Origin of the sequence: Streptococcus oralis ATCC 49296, assembly GCF_000185265.1 — a bacterium.
Lineage (GTDB): Bacteria > Bacillota > Bacilli > Lactobacillales > Streptococcaceae > Streptococcus > Streptococcus oralis_BC.
The window spans coordinates 1,791,795-1,811,354 of sequence record NZ_GL622183.1; the positions used below are offsets into that span (position 1 = coordinate 1,791,795).

The 19,560-nt window shown below is 42.1% G+C and carries 13 protein-coding genes; 1 reads left to right on the forward strand and 12 read right to left on the reverse strand.

All coding sequences use genetic code 11. The features are described 5' to 3' along the window. Window positions 1-238: 238 nt before the first annotated feature. The 7 genes from bgaA to miaA all read right to left on the reverse strand — a co-directional run bounded on the left by bgaA (window position 239) and on the right by miaA (window position 12,446). A complete protein-coding gene (bgaA, locus tag HMPREF8578_RS10860; RefSeq protein ID WP_000410699.1) occupies window positions 239-7,216 on the reverse strand; it encodes an LPXTG-anchored adhesin/beta-galactosidase BgaA in 6,978 nt (2,325 codons plus the stop codon). A gap of 250 nt (window positions 7,217-7,466) precedes the next feature. Further along, the gene (locus HMPREF8578_RS10865; protein WP_001259145.1) at window positions 7,467-8,222 is read right to left on the reverse strand and encodes an SDR family NAD(P)-dependent oxidoreductase; all 756 of its coding nucleotides are present in this window, start codon (window positions 8,220-8,222) and stop codon (window positions 7,467-7,469) included. Between the two features lie 28 nt (window positions 8,223-8,250). Continuing rightward, entirely contained in the window at window positions 8,251-8,742 is a 492-nt protein-coding gene (locus tag HMPREF8578_RS10870) for a DUF7832 domain-containing protein (protein ID WP_000215492.1), read from the reverse strand. A 28-nt stretch (window positions 8,743-8,770) separates the two neighbouring features. Continuing rightward, window positions 8,771-9,700, reverse strand: coding sequence for a ribonuclease Z (gene rnz / locus HMPREF8578_RS10875; RefSeq protein WP_000354312.1), 930 nt, complete (start codon window positions 9,698-9,700; stop codon window positions 8,771-8,773). Between the two features lie 14 nt (window positions 9,701-9,714). After that, on the reverse strand, window positions 9,715-10,338 hold the full coding sequence (locus HMPREF8578_RS10880) for a hypothetical protein (RefSeq protein ID WP_000129697.1): 624 nt from the start codon (window positions 10,336-10,338) through the stop codon (window positions 9,715-9,717). Further along, entirely contained in the window at window positions 10,331-11,569 is a 1,239-nt protein-coding gene (gene hflX, locus HMPREF8578_RS10885; RefSeq protein WP_000573182.1) for a GTPase HflX, read from the reverse strand. Before hflX ends, HMPREF8578_RS10880 begins: the two co-directional genes overlap by 8 nt. Beyond that, on the reverse strand, window positions 11,562-12,446 hold the full coding sequence (gene miaA / locus HMPREF8578_RS10890) for a tRNA (adenosine(37)-N6)-dimethylallyltransferase MiaA (protein ID WP_000850211.1): 885 nt from the start codon (window positions 12,444-12,446) through the stop codon (window positions 11,562-11,564). Before miaA ends, hflX begins: the two co-directional genes overlap by 8 nt. 120 nt (window positions 12,447-12,566) lie before the next feature. Between miaA and HMPREF8578_RS10895 the strand changes: the two genes are divergently transcribed. Next, entirely contained in the window at window positions 12,567-12,737 is a 171-nt protein-coding gene (locus HMPREF8578_RS10895) for a DUF3042 family protein (protein ID WP_001051782.1), read from the forward strand. Between the two features lie 42 nt (window positions 12,738-12,779). Here the strand turns inward: HMPREF8578_RS10895 and HMPREF8578_RS10900 are convergent, their stop codons facing one another. From HMPREF8578_RS10900 to HMPREF8578_RS10920, 5 genes are all read right to left on the reverse strand, one after another. Next, window positions 12,780-13,619: a thymidylate synthase gene (locus HMPREF8578_RS10900; protein ID WP_000158624.1), complete on the reverse strand. Its 840-nt coding sequence runs from the start codon at window positions 13,617-13,619 to the stop codon at window positions 12,780-12,782. Between the two features lie 97 nt (window positions 13,620-13,716). Then, a complete protein-coding gene (locus HMPREF8578_RS10905; RefSeq protein ID WP_000078546.1) occupies window positions 13,717-14,676 on the reverse strand; it encodes an ROK family glucokinase in 960 nt (319 codons plus the stop codon). A 104-nt stretch (window positions 14,677-14,780) separates the two neighbouring features. Beyond that, entirely contained in the window at window positions 14,781-16,892 is a 2,112-nt protein-coding gene (locus tag HMPREF8578_RS10910) for an Ltp family lipoprotein (protein WP_000748597.1), read from the reverse strand. A gap of 119 nt (window positions 16,893-17,011) precedes the next feature. Continuing rightward, window positions 17,012-18,727, reverse strand: a complete 1,716-nt coding sequence (gene pabB, locus HMPREF8578_RS10915; RefSeq protein ID WP_002893382.1) for an aminodeoxychorismate synthase component I — start codon at window positions 18,725-18,727, stop codon at window positions 17,012-17,014. 262 nt (window positions 18,728-18,989) lie between these two features. Beyond that, on the reverse strand, window positions 18,990-19,553 hold the full coding sequence (locus HMPREF8578_RS10920; protein WP_000659507.1) for a TIGR01440 family protein: 564 nt from the start codon (window positions 19,551-19,553) through the stop codon (window positions 18,990-18,992). Window positions 19,554-19,560 lie beyond the last annotated feature (7 nt).

Sequence of the window (19,560 nt, forward strand, 5' to 3'; positions counted from 1 at the left end):
TTCCCCATCAATTTATTGTATCGTTTTCTCCTATCATCGAAACAAAATCTGGTATATTTTACCGCTATTTTTAAAAAAATAAGTTCATCTCATTTTCAATACCAGATAGTGTTTTTATCATTTTGGTTATCTGATTTCATAAACGTTAAATTGCTCTAGAGAGAATGCCTCTACCTATTAAAAAGACCAGGTTTCCCTGGTCTTTCTGAGATACAATTAGAAGAAATACTGATTCATTCTAGTCTTCTTTTTTGCCTTTAGTGGCCACTAGACCTGCACTCAAGCCAAGAAGAGCTAAACCTGCTGCTAGAGCTGCTTGACTTTCTGCACTTCCTGTATTTGGTAACTGTTCTTCTTGAACATGACTAGCTTCACTTGAAACAATTTCTTTTGTATCTGCTTTTTCTGATACTTGTGGTTTTGTAGATTCTTGAGGTACTGGTTTAGTTGTTTCACTAGCCGTACCAACTTCTACAATGCGATCTTGAGCCATGACTTTATCATAGCTTTCTTTTTCAGTTCGCTTGCCATTTTCAACTTCGATCAAGTGAACACGGATACCTTTTTGACCTTCTTGGAGAACACGAGTTTGACCCGCTGGAAGCTGATCATTCTTTTGTTCCTGAACCTTGAAATCAATTGTTTCTTCTTCGATTACAAGTTCTGGTCTGTTAAGGACTAGGTTCTTCACTTCATCTTCTGGAAGGGAGGTTCCTGGTTTGGTTCCAACCAAGACGATGCGGTCTGTCGGAGTCTCTACCACTTCACGGAGTTTTTCTTCCTTACTTCCACTAGGATTAACCGCTGTGAAGATCCGTTCCTTACCAACTTTTCCTTCTTGTTCTACACGAGTTTCTCCTAGATACAGCGTTGAATCCTTTTTCTCAACTGTCTTATAGGCCAAATCGTTTTCAACAAATTCGAGTTTTGGAAGTTCTTCTTGTACAGCAGCAACAGTCTTCTCAGAAACTGGTTTTTCCTTAGTCAACTGGATACGGTATTCCTTGACTTGTTTTCCACTTTCTGAAACAAGGCGAACAAGTACTGGAAGGCTATCGTCTCCGCTATCTACAACTGTTGAAGCTACTTGATTACTTTCTTCGACTGAGACTTTTGGACGTTGACCTTTATAGGTGATTTGGTAGTCTTGACGATCTTCAGCGAAGTCAGGAAGTTCTTTTCCATCTACAAGAATTTTTGATTGGGTACTTTCTTGAGGCAATTCACTCGGTGCAAGGAAGGTCATCTCAATTATCGCAACACCCTTCTTATCCGCTTTGCGCTCCATACGCCATCTCATGGCTTTGGCTTTGACAGCTTTAAATGTTACGTTTATTTCATCACCAGCTGCGATGTCTTTATCCGCACGATAAGGCACAGCTTCCCAATTTTCTGGATTGTTGAATGGATGGGCTGCATCGTAGGCTTGGTAGTTTGAATAGTAGGTAGGCACTTCAAACTCTGGGCCAATATAACGTTCCAAAACGAGTTTAGATGGGGCATCCGTACCACTATCTGCAAAGAAATGAAGTTTAGCTTGCGCAACAGTCCGTTCGACAATCTTACCATTTTCACGGAAGATCACACCTGCTGATACTTCTGGATTAGAAGATGGTGTTGGAGACCAGTTTGTCCAACGACGATTTTCTGAATGATTTCCGTCATTGAGATAGTCCACACGGTCATGGGAGTTTCTATCAATGTCGTTAGTGGCTGAAGCAAAGGCGCGGTTACTATTTTCATCATACTCTGGGTTATTTGATAGAGCTTCGCCTAGTTTGTCTGTCACTCGTACAGTGAACTCAGCAACAAGATCACTACCAAGGACACGACCTCGAACAGTAAATTGGCCTGCTTTAGTCAGATTTTCTGCTGGAACTTCTTCCCATTCCACTGCCAAGTCTTTTGTTTCGTAACCGTCTTTACCTGTGAAGTAAACAGGAACCTTAGTTGGCAATTCAAGCGGTTGCCCTACTTGTAGCAAGCGAGCTTGTTTGACCGCGGCAACTGGTTTACGAGAGAGCAAGTCTTTATTGCTTGTAAAGTGTAGACGGTATTCTCCTAGGATGTCCCCATTTTCAGCTTTCGCGATAACACGAACTGGCTCACCTTCACGAACACTTGGAACGACGGTAGCGAGACCATTGTTGCTAACACTTGCTGTTACTGCAGGAACTTTTCCATCTGCAGACTCAAGGTAGTAGTCTGTCAAATCAGGGTTGAAGTTTGCTAAGTCTTTACCGTCAACTTGGATTCTCGTTTGTCCTTGTTTGGCTGCTGCGACTTGTTTTGCAAAGATTTGTACTTCTGTGATAGACGTTCCTTTCTTGCTATCAAGTCGAACCATACGAATGCGAACCGCATAGGTCTCAACTTTATCAAAGCTGAAATGATTCATTTCTCCAGCTTTTAATTGAGCTGGTGCTTTGAGATTGCTTACCTCTTTCCAGTTTGCAGGATCATTAAAGGCATGGTTTTCCTCACCTACAAAGCTAGGGTTTTTAGGGGCTGTTGGAACGGTCTTACCGACATAATATTCAATCACATAAGACTTCGGTACACCAACTCCATGGTCTTCGTGGAATCCGACACTTAGATTATCAACTGAACGTTTGCTCAAAATACCTGAATCTCCGAATAGGACACCAACTGAAGCTTCTGGATTAGTACGGTTCCAGTTTGTCCAACGGTTAGCTGGGCGGTCATTAAAGGAAATCAATTTATCGTTGACGTTTGAAACAGGATCAGTTGGATTTGAGTCTGAAGCAAAGGCAAGTGGCAATTCTGAACCGGTCCATTGGTCAGAAATATTTGCTCCCTTCTCAGTTTGAGCAGATACGCGAACATGAAGTTTCGTTGTTAATTGCGTACCTTCTAGGCGACCATTAACTGTAAAGACACCTTCCTTGGCGTATTGGTCTGGACGAATCGTATCCCATGTAACCTTAGCTGATGAAACGTGACCATTTGAATCGTAGGTGCGAACACTTTCTGGTAATTGCGGCGCTTCTGCAATTGGAGTTGTCACACTGACTTCTTCAACTGAAACGATGCCTTCTACAGATACTTTAGCACGCGCTTCAAGATCCAGACCTTCAACTTTACCTAGAACTTCAAAGGTTTGATAGTGGTCGAGTTTTTCTTTTGGAATGGCTTGCCAAGTGACTTTATGAGTTTTAGGGAAACCTTTGTCATACTCAACCGTTACTGTTGTTGGAAGAGTAGGTTCTTGATGCAAGTCTGTCACTACATTTACTGGGCGTATAGATTGGGCTACTTTTTTCTCAGTATTGGCCTGGATCGTAAGAGCGATTTGACCTGTAGCTCCCTCATATTCCGCTTTCAGAGTGACTGCTCCTGGCTTATGTAACTCAAGCATTCCTTTACGAACTGCGACTTCCCCTTCACCACTTGTAGAGAAGGTTACTTTATCAGCTGGTAAAACTGCTTGTGTTCCGTCTTGATAGTGAGCGTGTACAGACAATTTCACTGTTTGGTCTTCTTTAAGACCGTCAGCTTGCTCTACTTGTAAGCTCAAGTGGTCAATTTTTGGTGCTTCTTCAAGGAATTGAATTGCATAGGTTTGAAGAGGGCCACCATCTTTTGGTTGAACATAGATGCTTGCACGCATGCCGTTTGCTGCACTTGCTTGGACTACAGTAACATCCGCATTTTCAGCACTTGCTACAACTTCTGGCAAGGATGCACCGTAAGCAAGAGTTCGATATTGCATTGGATTTTGAGTAGTAAGACCAGTGACAGATTCACCACCAACAGTTACATTTGGTACTGCAGGAGCCGCAGGATTACCTTCTTCTACCACAAGGGTAGCGTGAATAGTCTCACCACCCAGTTGACCAGTCATTTGAATACGTGATCCTGCAACTGACAGTTTAGCTTTATCTGTTTCCGCAATCTCCCACTTATCAACTTCGTATTCTTGTACGCTTCCATCCGTAACAGCAATAGAAACGTATTTGTCAACAGCGCTCAAGTCTGTTCCTGGAGCAACACGCTTAACAGTTGGAAGCTCATTTGCGATTGCTAGAATTTCGACACGGGCCTCAACTTCGCGTCCGTCTGCCATACCTTTAACAGTCACAACTCCTGCTTGGCTCACATCAACTGAAGACCAAGTTACTGGACGTTTTTCACGACTGCCATCACTGTAGACAAAAGCGACGGTCTTCGGCATTTTTGGCTCTTTCTCGATAACAGTACGTACTTTTGGTACTTCTGTTCCGAGGACGGTCTTTTCTTGGTCTTCTTTTTTACCAGTAAAGACCGTTACTTGACCAGATTTCAAGAGATCTGAATGGGCTGTTAGAGTGAATTTACCTGCTTGCTCAGTTGATTTAACAATGGCAACCCCTTTACCGTTAAAGGCTCTACGGATCCAAGAACCATCTGCTTGTGCCTTATAACGTTCACGGCTGGCTTGTTCCCCATTATCTACACCGACCAGTTGACCTTGTCCATGCAATTGGAAACGAACCAAATTATTGGCAGTTGGTACCACATTTCCTTCACTATCTACGATTTCGTAGTAGATGTAGGTCAAGTCTTTTCCATCTGCTGCGATTGCGTGTTCTTCCTTGACGAGGCGAACACCTGCTGGTTGGCCTGCCGTCGTGATTTTATCACGTGCAATTTCTTTTCCAGCTTCATCGCGAGCTACAGCTTCTAAAGTACCTGGTTGGTAAGCCACCTTCCACTCAAGATAGAGTTCCTTAGCATTGGCACCTTCTTGGTAGCTACGGCCATCACTGGTTTGTTTTTTGTTAAATTTCTTAACTCCAAGAGATTGACCATTCAAGAACAATTCAACGCTTGCAGCGTTTGAGTAGGCACGAACTGGGATCTTACCTTCTGAGTCAGCAACTTTGTCTGCTAATTCTTTGTTTTCCCAGTTCCAGTGAGGAAGGAGGTGCACCATTGGTTTCTTCTTGGCAGAAACCCATTGGCTTTGGTAGAGATAAAAGTCATTTTTTGGAATACCGGCTGTATCTACAATACCAAAGTAAGAGCTCTTAACAGGAGTTTGGTTTTGGTTGTGCCATGGTGTAGGCTCACCGATATAGTCCGTACCTGTCCAGATAAACTGTCCAGCATAGCCAGCGTTGTCACGGTCAAAGGTCCATGAAGCGGTTGCCGTTTTACCCCAACCAACACGATCATTTCCATAATCTGACTGTTCATAGTTACGATAAGCTTGGTTGCTATGTACCAATTCTTGTTCAGGACGATAATAGCTACCGCGTGTACGGGTTGCTGAAGATGTTTCTGAACCATAAATCAACCAGTTTGGATGTTTCGCACGAAGTTTCTTGTAGTTGTCTTCTGAGTAGTTGAAACCAACCGCATCCAGTTCATTAGCAATCTTCTCATGATCACCACTACCATCACCAAAGCGGAACTTATCTGCTCCCATAGTAACATAACGTGTAGTATCAACATCTTTAATCACTTTTACTAAGCGTTTAACCGTTGCAAGAGAGTGAGCATTACCATTGGCTTCACCGATTTCATTCCCGATAGACCACATGAAGACAGCTGGGTTGTTTTTATCTCTTTCGACCATGGTACGAAGATCATAGTCAGACCATTTTTCACCTTTTCTAGCTTCTGGGTGAGTCGCGTCTTTTTCAAAGAAACGTCCGTAGTCATAAGGTTTCTTACCACCATACCAAGTATCAAAGGCCTCTTCCTGAACGAGCAAACCAAGTTCTGCTGCGATTTGCAAGGTCTGTGGACTTGCAGGGTTATGAGTTGTACGGATGGCGTTAACGCCCATCTCCTTCATTTGTTTGAGACGACGGTATTCTGCCTTATAGTTTTCTTCTGCTCCAAGCGCTCCGTGGTCATGGTGCAAGGAAACACCATGGAATTTAATGCGTTCACCATTCAAAGAGAAACCTTCATTTGGAGTCCAATGATAGTAACGGTAACCAAACAAATCCTTCTTAGCATCAACCAATTGACCGTCACGGTAAACACGCGTAATCAATTCGTACAAGGCAGGTTTATCATTTAAAACGGTCCAGAGTTTTGGTTGTTCAACTTCTAAAATCGCATCAAGGCTTGTTGATTCATGCGCTTTCAAGGTACGGCTCGCTGTTCGAACCAAGCCTGTTACAGCTTGACCACCACGTTCAACGATTTGATATTCTGCCACCAGTTCATGGTCTTTATCATCTGTATTGACGATTTTGCTGGCTACATGAGTTTCAACCTTACCATGTTGCTGTTGTTCTAGTTTTGGTGTTAAGATAGTTGTTCCATTTTTTTCAACATGAACCTTATCAGTCACTTGCAAGGTCACATCACGGTAGATACCACTACCTGAGTACCAACGGCTACTTGGCTGTTTATTGACAGCATGGACAGCAATCACATTCTCACGACCATCTTTGTGAAGGTATTTGGTGATATCGTATGAGAACTGGTTATAACCATTTGGATAATGCCCCACTAACTGGCCATTGACATAGACTTGAGAGTCCATATAGACACCATCAAAGGTCACTCGAACATTTTTCTTGAGATCTTTTTCATCAAGTTTAAAGGTCTTGCGATACCAAGCTTCACCACCATTGAGCTGTCCACCCTCGTTTTGGGCAGGTGACTGATGGTCAAAATCGTTAAAGATACTCCAGTCGTGTGGGAGATCCAATTTTTGCCATGTTGATACATCTGCATCTGATTTCACAGCTTCTTTAGGATTCGCATTGAGTTTAAAGTGCCAATTTTGATTAAAATTCACTTTTCTATCTTCAATCATTTGATTCACTTCTTCATTTGTCGCAGCTTTCAACTCTTCCTTGACAGGCTTTTCTTGACTTGAAGCTTGAGATTCTACCTTTGGAGCAGTTTCTTCAGGTTTTAGAGATGCTTTATCCTCTTTTGGAGCTACAGGTTCCTCTTCTTTCTTCTCGGCTTTGCTTGCTTCAATGGGAGCAGCTTGACTTTGGTCAACACTTGCAACATCCTTGTGCTCTGCTACAGCTTGATTTTCTTTTTCCCCCACTGCCGGACTTTCCTCTTTTGCTTGTTCTACAGTGTGGGCGATAGGAGTTTCATCCGCGAAAACTGGTGATTCTCCAATGACACTTCCTCCAAATAGAACCGCACAGGTTCCAATCATGACAGAGCAAGCTCCTACGGCAAACTTACGAATGCTGTAGACTCTTTTACGATTCCAATGGCCTTTTTCCATAAAATCCTCCTTTAGTAACCGCTTCCATTTATTTGTAAGCACATTACTTTTTCATAGCCTTTTACCCTTATTTTATAAAATAATATAGGAAATTTCAATACCCTAAACACAAAAAATCATATTTTTGATTGTTTTTTCTAAAATTTGTAGAAGATTCGAAAAAAGTGAATGTAGATTTAGAACAAAAACAAACATTTTTTTGACACTCAGTTCAATATTATAAAAAAGTTCCTTTTGTAAGGAACTCCTTTTACTTATAATTAAATATTCCCCCTGCCAACTTATCGGCTAATTTGGGGAAGAGGGAATAAAACTTATGGGCTAGGTTCAAGAAAACTGGTAGATTGAGTTCTCGCTTGTTTTTTCCTATGGTTTTGACAATCTTTCTAGCGACTGCATCTGGTTCTAAGAGAAAGCGGTCAACCGACTTGAGATAGCTACCATCTGGGTCAGCCTCGTCAAAAAAGGCAGTACGAATCGGTCCTGGATTAACCGTCGTTAGATAGACACCATAGGGCATGAGTTCGAGGCGCAGCGCGTTTGAAAAGCCAATAGCTGCAAACTTGGTCGCTGAGTAAAGACTGGACTTGCTAGTCGCTATCAAACCTGCCATGCTGACGATATTGATGATATGGCCTTTTCCCCTCTCCTTCATACGGGCTGCAAGACGACGAGACAGATTCATCAGAGCAAAGGTATTGACCTCAAACATCTGGTGAATATCTTGATTAGAAATCTGGTCGAAATCTTCAAAAATTCCATATCCAGCATTGTTAATCAAGACATCAATCTTGTCATAACGGAGATAGAGGTCAGCTGCCAGAGTTTCAAGGGCCGAGTCATCGGTAATGTCAATTTCAATTAATTCCACATGAGGATGATTTCCATATAGTTGGGCTAGTTTTTCCTTGTTTCTACCTAGCAAGATGAGTTGGTCATTTGGCAAGAGTTTGACCATTTCTTGGGCTAAACCACCGCTAGCTCCAGTGATGATGATAGTGCGCATCTCTATTCCTTTCAAAGTGTTGGTCAATTTAATGAAATCTTTTTCCAGCTAAATAATGAGCATAAGCTTGATCAATGACAGGAGCAAACAGATGATAATCTTCCCAGCTACCTAAAAATTCTAAAGGCAAGTCATACAAGTCATTGACTACAAATTCGGAATAATCATCCATATACTGATGTTCATAATAGTCATTTACAAAAGCCTGAAAATCCTTTGTGATATCCATTGTTCCCAGTTTACCATCGCACCAGTCTAAAAGATAATCAACACCCAAAGTTTGCTCATTTTTTACACTTTGGAATACCGTTTCTTCATCAGGAGACATCATTTCTTTGGCATCATGCTGGATGAGCCAAGTAACGAAAAAACCGATATGATTCGCAGCCCAACGATAAATCTCCCGATAATCTTTTTGAGTTAACTCTTCTTTTTGTAATGAATAGCTGTGCAAGTAGTTGGTTAAGGCATTCTCAAAATACCAATCCGCTTTATCCAATAAACGATTTTCAACAGTCATCTTATTTCCCTCTCAACGAACTATAACATTATAACTCAACCTCTTCCAGATCTTTGACGACATGGACATTTTCAAAAACAGTTGCTGCATCTTTCTTGAGCTGACTGATATCTTTTGAGAGGAAACGTGCACTGATATGATTGAGCAAGAGGCGTTTAGCACCGGCTTCTGCTGCTACTTGCGCTGCCTGCATATTGGTTGAGTGACCGTGATTGCGAGCAATTTTTTCATCTCCCTTGCCATAAGTAGATTCATGGACAAGGACATCGGCATTGACAGCTAGACGCACACTGGCATTGGTTTTTCGGGTATCACCCAGAATGGTGATAATCTTACCTGGACGTGGCGCTGAGATATAATCAGCAGCCTTGATTTTAGTGCCATCTTCTAGGACAACATCCTGACCGTTTTTGATTTTTCCAAAAAGCGGGCCGAACGGAACACCAGCAGCCTTGAGTTTCTCAGCATCCAAGGTACCTTCTAAGTCCTTTTGCATGACACGATAGCCAACACAGAAAATAGTGTGGTCCAGCTCCTCTGCATACACCGTGAATTTATCGGTCTCAAGGATTTTCCCTAGAGAATCTTGGTCAAACTCATGAAAATGAATGCGATAAGGCAGACGAGAACCCGACACACGTAGACTGGTTAAGACAAAGGACTTGATCCCTTGTGGTCCATAAATGTCCAAATCTGTCTGCTCTTCATTGGCTTGAAAGGCACGACTAGAAAGGAATCCTGGCAAGCCAAAGATATGATCTCCATGCAGGTGAGTGATAAAGATTTTGCTGATCTTACGTGGTCGAATCGTGGTTTCCAGAATACGATTTTGCGTTCCTTCTCCACAGTCAAAGAGCCAAACTTCGTTAATCTCGTCCAAGAGTTTCAATGCGAGACTTGAAACATTGCGGGCTTTAGAGGGCTGACCTGCCCCTGTTCCTAAAAATTGAATATCCATTCGATACTTTCTAATTAATCAATATATAACATGGCTGTGCGATTTTCCGATCGGAAATAGCGCTTGCTAGAAAAAGCAACAGCTTCTTGCAGTAAATCCTCTTGGCTGTAGCCTTTGAGACGCTTGTGGCCATCTGCTAAACTTTCCAAATCTGTCAAAGCTGTGAGATTTTCTACACTAACAACTTCCTCTTCTCCGGCATCCTTCATGTAAATCTTTCCAAATTCTTCAAAGACGAGTTGATGAGGGAAAATTTGCGCAATCTCAAAAAGCAAGTCATCCGAGATTCCCTCTTCATTTTCAGAGAAAATCCGCCCCAATCCCTCACTCTCATAGCAAAATCCAAAGGATTTTCCGGACAGATTAAGACGAATAAAGGGCTTATTTTCAAAGGTGAAACTTGGTTCAACATTGTAGAGGTTCAGTTCCTGACTGAGTTCTGCAAAATAATCCGTCGCAGCTTCAGGACTCTTTTTCTGGTAGAGTTCAGCAAAGTAGGCATTGACTACACTCGGAGGAGGTGTGATGAGAGCCAACTGCTCTTGCTCTGTTTTGCCAGCTAGAAGCTGATCTAAATAGACCTTATCCAGACTTGTATAACCTCCATACTTTAGAGCCAAGGTTTTAATATCAGTCATAAAATTCCTCTAACCTCCATTTATTTTTCTCGGAAATGTAGCCTGTAATCACTTCCCCGTCATCTTGATAATCGCGCTCTTCCAGAATCGCTACACTTTCTAAATCATGAATTTTGTAAGACTTAGAAAAAGGCACGCGCAGGGTAAAGACTTCAAAAATCTCCTTGATCTTCTCCAAAAACAATGCTTGCAAGTTCTCACGACTATCCTCAGACTTGGCAGAAATGAGGGCATAAGGCGTTTGAGTAGGCGTGAAATCCTCCACCAAATCCGCTTTGTTATAAAGAGTCAGGCGAGGAATATCCTCCATATCCAAGTCTTTCATGATAGACAGAACCGTTTTTTCATGCTCCTCGTGATAAGGATTGCTGGCATCGATGACATGAACCAAAAGATCCACATGCTTGCTTTCTTCCAAAGTTGACTTGAAACTGGACACCAATTCAGTTGGCAAATCCTGGATAAAACCAACCGTATCAGTCAAGGTAACCTGAAGATTGCCCCCAAGATGGATACTCTTTGTCGTCGCATCCAGGGTCGCAAACAGCTCGTCTGCTTCATACTGGGTCTTGCTGGTCAAGGTGTTCATGATGGTTGATTTCCCAGCATTGGTGTAACCAATCAAACCGATTTTAAAGGTACTTGACTCCAAGCGTTTTTCTCTGACTGTCGCTCGATTTTTCTCAACCACCTTGAGCTGGCGCTCGATATCTGTGATTTGATTGCGAACACTACGTCGGTTCAGTTCTAGCTGGCTTTCACCAGGACCACGGGAACCAATTCCACCTGCCTGACGGCTGAGCATAATCCCTTGACCAACCAAGCGAGGCAAGAGATATTTGAGTTGAGCTAGGTGGACTTGGAGTTTCCCTTCATGGCTTCGAGCCCGCATAGCAAAGATATCCAAAATCAACTGCATACGGTCAATGACCTTGACACCCAGAACTTCTTCTAAATTGACATTTTGCCGTGGAGTCAAGCGATTATTGACGATGACAGTAGTAATTTCCTCAGCATCCACCATTCGAGCGATTTCTTCCAACTTACCAGAGCCAACAAAAGTCTTGGAATCATATTTTTCACGTTTTTGCCTGTAACTACCTACTACGACTGCTCCAGCAGTCTTAGCCAGACTGGCCAATTCTTCCATGGAGAGGTCAAAATTGTCCATGCCCTGCAATTCCACACCGATGAGCAGGACCCGTTCCTCTTTTTTCTCCGTTTCAATCATCTAAAAACTCCTCTATCTGGCTTAAAATACGGTCTTGCACACCAGGCTCTCCTATCTGAAAAAAGGTGACCTGCATGCGATTACGGAACCAGGTCAGCTGACGTTTAGCAAAACGACGAGTCGCCTGTTTGAGACTCTCGCTAGCTTCCTCGAGAGTCTGCTCTCCACGGAAATATGGAAATAGTTCCTTGTAGCCAATGCCTTTGGCAGCCTGCACATCTGGATAATGGTCAAAAAGCCACTTGGCCTCATCCAAAAGTCCAGCCTCAAACATCAGATCCACTCGGTGGTTGATACGTTCATAAAGTTGACTTCGCTCATCATCCAAGCAGATAATCAGTGGTTCATAAGGACTTTCCTGATTTTCCAAATCCTGACCAAAATGGTCAATTTCCAAGGTGCGCATAGCACGACGACGGTTAAACTGGGGAATTTCAAGACCTGCTTGCTCCACCAGATGGGCTAATTCCTCATCTGAATAAGGCTCCAAACTAGCCCGATAAGCTACAATCTCCTCATGAGGTGTTTCCCCACCTAGATGGTAGCCTTCTAACAAGCTCTGGATATAAAGCCCAGTCCCACCAGCGATAATGGCTAGCTTGCCACGGCTTTGAATATCCTCAATAGCCTTCTTAGCTTCTGAAACAAAATCAAAAGCCGAGTAAGACTCGGTCACCTCTCTGACATCAATCAAATGATGAGGAACAGCTGCTTGCTCCTCTGGGCTAGCCTTGGCCGTCCCAATATCCAATCCTCTGTATACTTGCTGACTGTCACCACTGACCACCTCTCCACCAAAGCGCTTGACCACTTCAATAGCAAGGGCTGTCTTCCCAACAGCGGTCGGTCCAACAATCACAATTATTTTTGTTTTCATCTTTTTTCCTTGAAAAATTTCCATTTTTTCGTTACTATTATTATATCACAAAAAGGTCAGTCAGAAAAATGCTACCACTTGGGGAGCCTGGCTGATTGGGAAGATAAAGGAGGAAGACTCATGGCTAAAGGATTCGCTAAAGGTCTTGTAACAGGTGTCGCAGGAACTGTCGCTGCCGTTGCAGGTGCAGTATACGCAATTAAAAAGAAAGTGATTGAGCCAGAAGAGCAAAAAGCAGCTTTCATCGAAGAAAATCGTAAAAAAGCGGCTCGCCGTCGCGTATCACATTAAGCAACAAAAGAAGTTGAGAAATCTCAACTTCTTTTTATTTTCTTAAATAGCCAAATCAAACTTCAGCTGTGGCTTAACCGGATCATAGTCAACTAACTCAAAGTCCTCCGCTTTGATATCAAAGAAATTGGTCCCATCTGGCACATTCAAGACCAAACGAGGTTGGCAGTTTGACGGCTCACGACCAAGCAATTCCTCTGCTTGTTCAAACTGATTATCATAGATATGGAGGTTGTTGATAAAATAGAAAAACTTCCCAACCTTCCAGCCGAAATGCTTGGCAATCATCATCTGCAAGGCCACATACTGCATAGCATTGATGTGGTGAGCAACCAGCATGTCATTCGAACGCTGGGTCAAAGTCGCATCCAGATAGATGTCCCCATCAACGCGACGGACATCAAACATGGTCTGAAAGGCACATGGAAGGAGGCCGTCCGTCTCCTCAAAAGCTTGGTAATCCCAGAGTGAGATGATATTGCGACGATTCCAAGGGTTGGTTTCCAACTGCTTGAGAATCTTATTAATGATATCGTGTTTCTTAACGACTGCCCCATAGCGCTCACCAATAGTTCCCGTATCTCCTACTTCCCAGTCATTCCAGTAGTGAACATTGTACTTATCATTGAGAACATCTAGGCTATTAGACTGATCTTGGTAGATCCAGAGTACTTCTTTGATAGCAGATTTGATCGCAATAGGTCGCAAGGTCGTGATGGGGAATTCCTCCTTGGACAAGTCATACTCAGCAAAGGCTCCTGTTACGTACTTGGAGTTAGCAACAGTTCCATCCTTGTACTTAGGACGAGCTTGCTCTGAAAAGACACCGTCTTTGAGGATTCGTTCAATATTCTCTTTAAAAATCGTATCTGCTTTAGTCATTCTCTCTCACCTCATTTATAGTCTTATCTAGTATAGCATAAAAAAGAAAAGAGGAACATTACTAACTCTAAGTTAGCATTTTTCCTCTTTTGTTATTTTATTGCAATACAAGTGATGCTGCTCCAATAACTCCAGCGTCATTTCCTAGGGTTGCAAGAGCCAATTTTGTGGATGTGCGTACTTGTGGGAAGGTATTTTCGTCGTAGACTTTTTGAACACCTTGTAGAAGGAACTCTCCAGCAGCTGACACACCACCACCGATGACGATTGTTGATGGGTTGAGGATTGAACCGATGTTGGCACAAGCGATTCCCAAGTAACGTGAGAAGTTACGGTAAACGATCAAGGCAAGGTCGTCTCCTTCTTTTGCAAGGTCAAAGACAGTCTTAGCAGTTACTTCTTCTCCGTTATCAATCAAGCGTTTCAATGCTGCGTCGCCTTCGTATTCATCAGCATAGCGACGAGTCAAGTTAACAATCCCTGTTGCTGAAGCAACTGTCTCAAGACAGCCTTTTTTACCACAGGTACATGCGATTGGTTGGTCAAAGTCAACAGTGATATGACCAAGTTCTCCTGCCGCACCAGCGACACCGTGAAGCAATTTGCCTTCTGCCACGATACCGCCACCAACACCTGTACCAAGTGTCATAAAGACAACGTCTGGTTGGTTTTCACCAGCACCCATCCAGCGCTCACCAAGAGCAGCTACGTTGGCATCATTATCGATGAAGAATGGAATACCCAAGGCTTTTTCAATCTTTTCTTTAATTGGTTGAAGGGTTTTCCAGTTGAGGTTGTAGGCACCGATAACAGTTCCTTTTTCACGGTCAACCACACCAGGTGATCCCATCCCAATCCCTCGGAAATCCTTAGCTGACAATCCAAGCAAGTCCAAACGATGCTGAATAGACTCGATCATATCATCTACAATATGGCTTCCTTCGTCCAAAATGTTGGTCTTGATAGACCATTTTTCTTGGATTTCTCCTTCTTGAGTTAAAATCGCAAACTTGATAGATGTTCCACCAAGGTCAATCCCAATAATCTTTTGACTCATCGTCTTCTCCTTTTTAATTGAAAATGCTTACAGATATAGTATAACAAAATCGTCTCTTTTGTGCAAAGGTTTGCATGATAAAAGTTACATCTAATAATTAATAACTATTTATCCCCTAGTTTTTGAATGGCATAGTTTGCTTCTTCTTTGGTAAATTTGTCAATCCAAGGAGAAGTTAGCATCTCATAAATTTCCGTTTTTGATAAATTTCTATATTTTCGATATTTTCTTGCTTGAACTAAGGCATTTTCTTTGTAATCTACGTTCAAGTGATTGATGGCATACTGCGCTGCTGAACTTGAAAAACCATGAGTAACCTGTGATGTTAACTGGTCATAGAGAGCTTTTTTTGACATATGTGAAGACGAATTATAGCTTTTTGCTGTCTTTAAAGCTGCTGAGTATGGATTCCCGTCTGCTGGTTTTGGTTGCCACACACCATCGTATCCTACATAGTAACGGCCACCATCTACCCATTTGTCCCTAGCCATTTTACCATCTGATTCAACGTAGTAACGGCCACCATCTACCCATTCATTCTTGGCCATCTTTCCATCTGATTTATAATAATAGTATCCTACCCATTTATTGCGGGCAGAGCTTCCTTCAGGTGTTAAATCTAGTTTTTGAATGGCATAGTTTGCTTCTTCTTTGGTAAATTTGTCAATCCAAGGAGAAGTTAGCATCTCATAAATTTCCGTTTTTGATAAATTTCTATATTTTCGATATTTTCTTGCTTGAACTAAGGCATTTTCTTTGTAATCTACGTTCAAGTGATTGATGGCATACTGCGCTGCTGAACTTGAAAAACCATGAGTAACCTGTGATGTTAACTGGTCATAGAGAGCTTTTTTTGACATATGTGAAGACGAATTATAGCTTTTTGCTGTCTTTAAAGCTGCCGTATATTGATTCCCAGCTGCTGGTTTTGGTTGCCACACACCATCGTATCCTACATAGTAACGACCACCATCTACCCATTTTTTACTAGCCATTTTACCATCTGATTCAACATAATAACGGCCACCATCTACCCATTCATTCTTGGCCATCTTACCGTCTGATTTAAGATAGTAATTTCCTATCCATTTGTTGCGAGCGTAGCTGCCTTCTGCTGTTAGATAATAATAGGAATCATAGTTTTTATCATAAATCCAGTCACTTTTAACCATCTTTCCATCAGAATCAACATAATAACGACCACCATCTACCCACTCATTTTTGGCCATCTTTCCGTTTGATTTGAGATAGTAATTACCTACCCATTTGTTACGTACGTAGCTTCCTTCTCCTGTTAGATAATAGTATGACCCGTAGTTTTTGTCATAAATCCATTCACTCTTGGCCATCTTTCCATCTGATTTGAGATAGTAATTGCCTACCCAAGTGTTACGAGCAGAACTTCCTTCTGATGTTAGATAAAAATATGAACTCGATTTCGTATCATAAATCCATTCATTTTTAGCTCTTTTCCCGTCTGATTTTAGATAGTAATTACCAACCCATGTATTACGAGCATAGCTACCTTCTGCTGTTAAATAATAATGTGCAGAGTACTTTTTATCATAAATCCATTCATTCTTGGCCATCTTTCCATCTGATTTAAGATAGTAATTGCCTACCCAAGCATTTTGGACATAGTTTCCCGAAGCATTTAGATAGAAATAAGAATTAGCTTTTTTATCAAAAATCCACTTATTAGTAACTTTAGTACCATTTTGATAGTATGAAGAGCCTACCCAACCAGACTGAGCTGTAGATTTGGACTTATCCTCTTTAGGACTTGTATTTTTAGGTTTCTCAGCAGGTTTTTGCGCTGGTGTTTTCGGTTTCTCAGCAGGTTTTTGTGCTGGTGTTTTTGGTTTCTCAGCAGGTTTTTGTGCTGGTGTTTTTGGTTTCTCAGCAGGTTTTTGTGCTGGTGTTTTTGGTTTCTCAGCAGGTTTTTGTGCTGGTGTTTTCGGTTTCTCAGCAGGTTTTTGCGCTGGTGTTTTTGGTTTCTCAGAAGGTTTTTGCGCTGGTGTTTTTGATTTCTCAGCTTGATTTGACGCCGAAGTTGTATTCTCTTTTACAACCTTACCATTTTTAGATGCATCCTTTTCTTGAGCAGAAACATGCTGAGCCGAAAAAGGAAAGTCTCCAGTTGTATCTGATAATGCAATAAGTCCCAGTGTTGCAGTTGCTAAGCTGGTTACTAAAATTTTTTTTGATTTTTTCATAAAAATCTCCATTGTTTTTATTGATTTATACTTATAGTATACCATATATTTAATTTTGCTTTCAAATCAAATATTAAATATTAACAAATAAATCTAAAACTTAATTGAAAAATCCATAGTTATATCACTTCCAACTCATACAAACCTCTGGCTGCGTTACAGCCATAGATAGCTTCTGCTTGGTTCAAGTCTGCCAAAGTCATAATTTTCTCTTTTACCTGTCCTGTTTCCAACAAATGCTGACGGTAAATTCCTGGCAAAATTCCTTGACTGGTAGGCGGTGTGTAGAGTTTACCATTAATTTTTAAGACCAGATTTCCAATAGAGGTCTCAAGCAGTTCTCCTGCTGCATTATGGTAAATGATTTCCTGTTTACCTAGGCTTAAATGTGGTCTGTGAGTGGTTTTGAAGTAGGTAAATGCTTGCTGCAAATCAGCTTCTTGCAGACAAAGCTTAGCTTTGCAGAAACTTGGACTGAGGGGTGTTAAGATTTGGCGACTGAGTTCCATCTCTCCAGACTTGCTAAGGATGATTCGTAAACGGTAGTCCTGGTGGGAATCACAAGCTTGAAACTCTTCCTCTATCCTTTGTCTCAGGTCTTCCGGATTAAAAGGATAGGCAAAATATCGACTCGCCTTTGTCAGTCTTTCCAGATGTTGTTCTTCAAACAGCAGTTGTTTTTGGTTGATTTTCCCAGTTGTAATCAATTGGAAACGTGCTTGTTTACGATAGAGTACAGCCGCCTTTTGATGAACCTCTCGGTATTCAGATTCCCAAGTACTATCCCAAGTAATCCCGCCTCCAACTCCATAAATGGCTTGTCCCTTGTAGAGTTGAATGGTCCGAATGGCGACATTGAAAATCCGTCGTCCATTTGGAAGCAAGAGACCAATCGTTCCGCAGTAGACTCCTCTGGGTTGGGGCTCCAAGTTCTTGATGATTTCCATGGTCGCAATTTTCGGTGCTCCCGTTATGGAACCGCATGGAAAGAGCGAACGGAAGATTTCAACTAGGTCAACATCCGGTCGTAACTGACTCTTGATGGTTGAAGTCATCTGCCAAACAGTTGAATACTGCTCCACTTGACACAGACGTTCTACATGCTCACTCCCCACCTCAGAAATACGGTTCATGTCATTGCGCAAGAGGTCCACAATCATCATATTTTCAGAGCGATTTTTAGGATCTTGTTCTAGCCAACTAGCTTGGGCAAGGTCTTCTTGGTCAGTCACCCCACGCTGGGTTGTTCCCTTCATTGGTCGCGTTGTCAATTCACGGTCATTTTGCTCAAAAAAGAGCTCTGGGCTCATGGAAATCACTGCCATCTCATCGTGTTCAACATAGGCATTGTAGCCCGCCTCCTGCTCTACCACCATACGATTGTAAATAGCAAAAGGATTGGCACTTAAATCTTGCTTGAGTTGGACAGTGTAATTTACCTGGTAGGTGTCCCCCTGACGCAAATGATGGTGAATCTGGGAAATAGCTTTTTCATAGTCTGCTTCAGACGTTACTTCTTGCCACTTTGAAGGCAGATCTACTTCCTCATAAGTCAGAGGAATAGGAGATCTTTCCACCCTATCATGAACTGTAAAATATAGCAGATACTCTCCCAGTAAAGGAGCTTTATGAACTGCTAATTTCTCCTCAAATGCAGGTGCAGCCTCGTAACTGATGTAGCCCACCACATAGTAGCCCTGCTCTTGGTAGCTTTCCACTTGTGCCAGCAAGTCCGCTACTTCTGATAAGTCTCTCGTTTTTAACTCTTTGATAGGCTGAGTGAAGGTGTATCTCTCCCCCAAAGCCCTAAAATCAATCACTGTTTTTCTATGCATATCTTAAGTATAGCACAAAAAGGCCGACCTAGAACAGCTAAATCCAGCTTTGTTTACTGATTTCTATAACGAAAAAAATCTCTACGTTGCTTTTTTCTACTTTTGGCAATTCTCCATCAGATAGCACCCCTTCTTCTTGTAAATACTGGTCTTATTTGGAGCACTTTGCACAAGAATTCAACAAAAAAGAACAGAGGAAGTCATGGTATCTATACCATTTTTCCTCTGTCTTTTGCTTTTCTTCTGTTACTATAGAATGATTTTATGACTTTCTGATAGAATCTTGTGGATACTGCGCACGCGCACCTCCGATGAGTTTTGGGCGACTTGCAAGAGCCGTTACATGGGCATGCCCAATTTCTCTCAAAAGAGGGCGAATCGGAACCTGAACATGCTTAACATGCATGCCAATCGCAGTATCTCCGATATCCAATCCAGCATGGGCCTTGATAAATTCAACCTCAACTGGATCCTGCATAAACTTGAAGGCTGCCAACTGACCCGAACCTCCCGCATGAAGAGTCGGAAGGACACTGACGATTTCAAGACCAAACCGCTCTGCCACCTGACGTTCAACGACGAGGGCTCGATTGACATGTTCACAACCTTGAACAGCTAGATGAATCCCTTTTCCCTCTAGGATATCTAGAATGGTTTTCACAATGATTTCCCCAATTTCTTGACTGGATTCCTTGCCAATCTGACCACCTATCACCTCACTAGAAGAAAGGCCCAAAACAAAGATAGCTCCTTGCTTCAAATTAGCCTTTTCTAACACATCTTCTACAATCTGGCTTGTTGCTCTTTGAATGTCTTTTTCCTTCATACTTGAT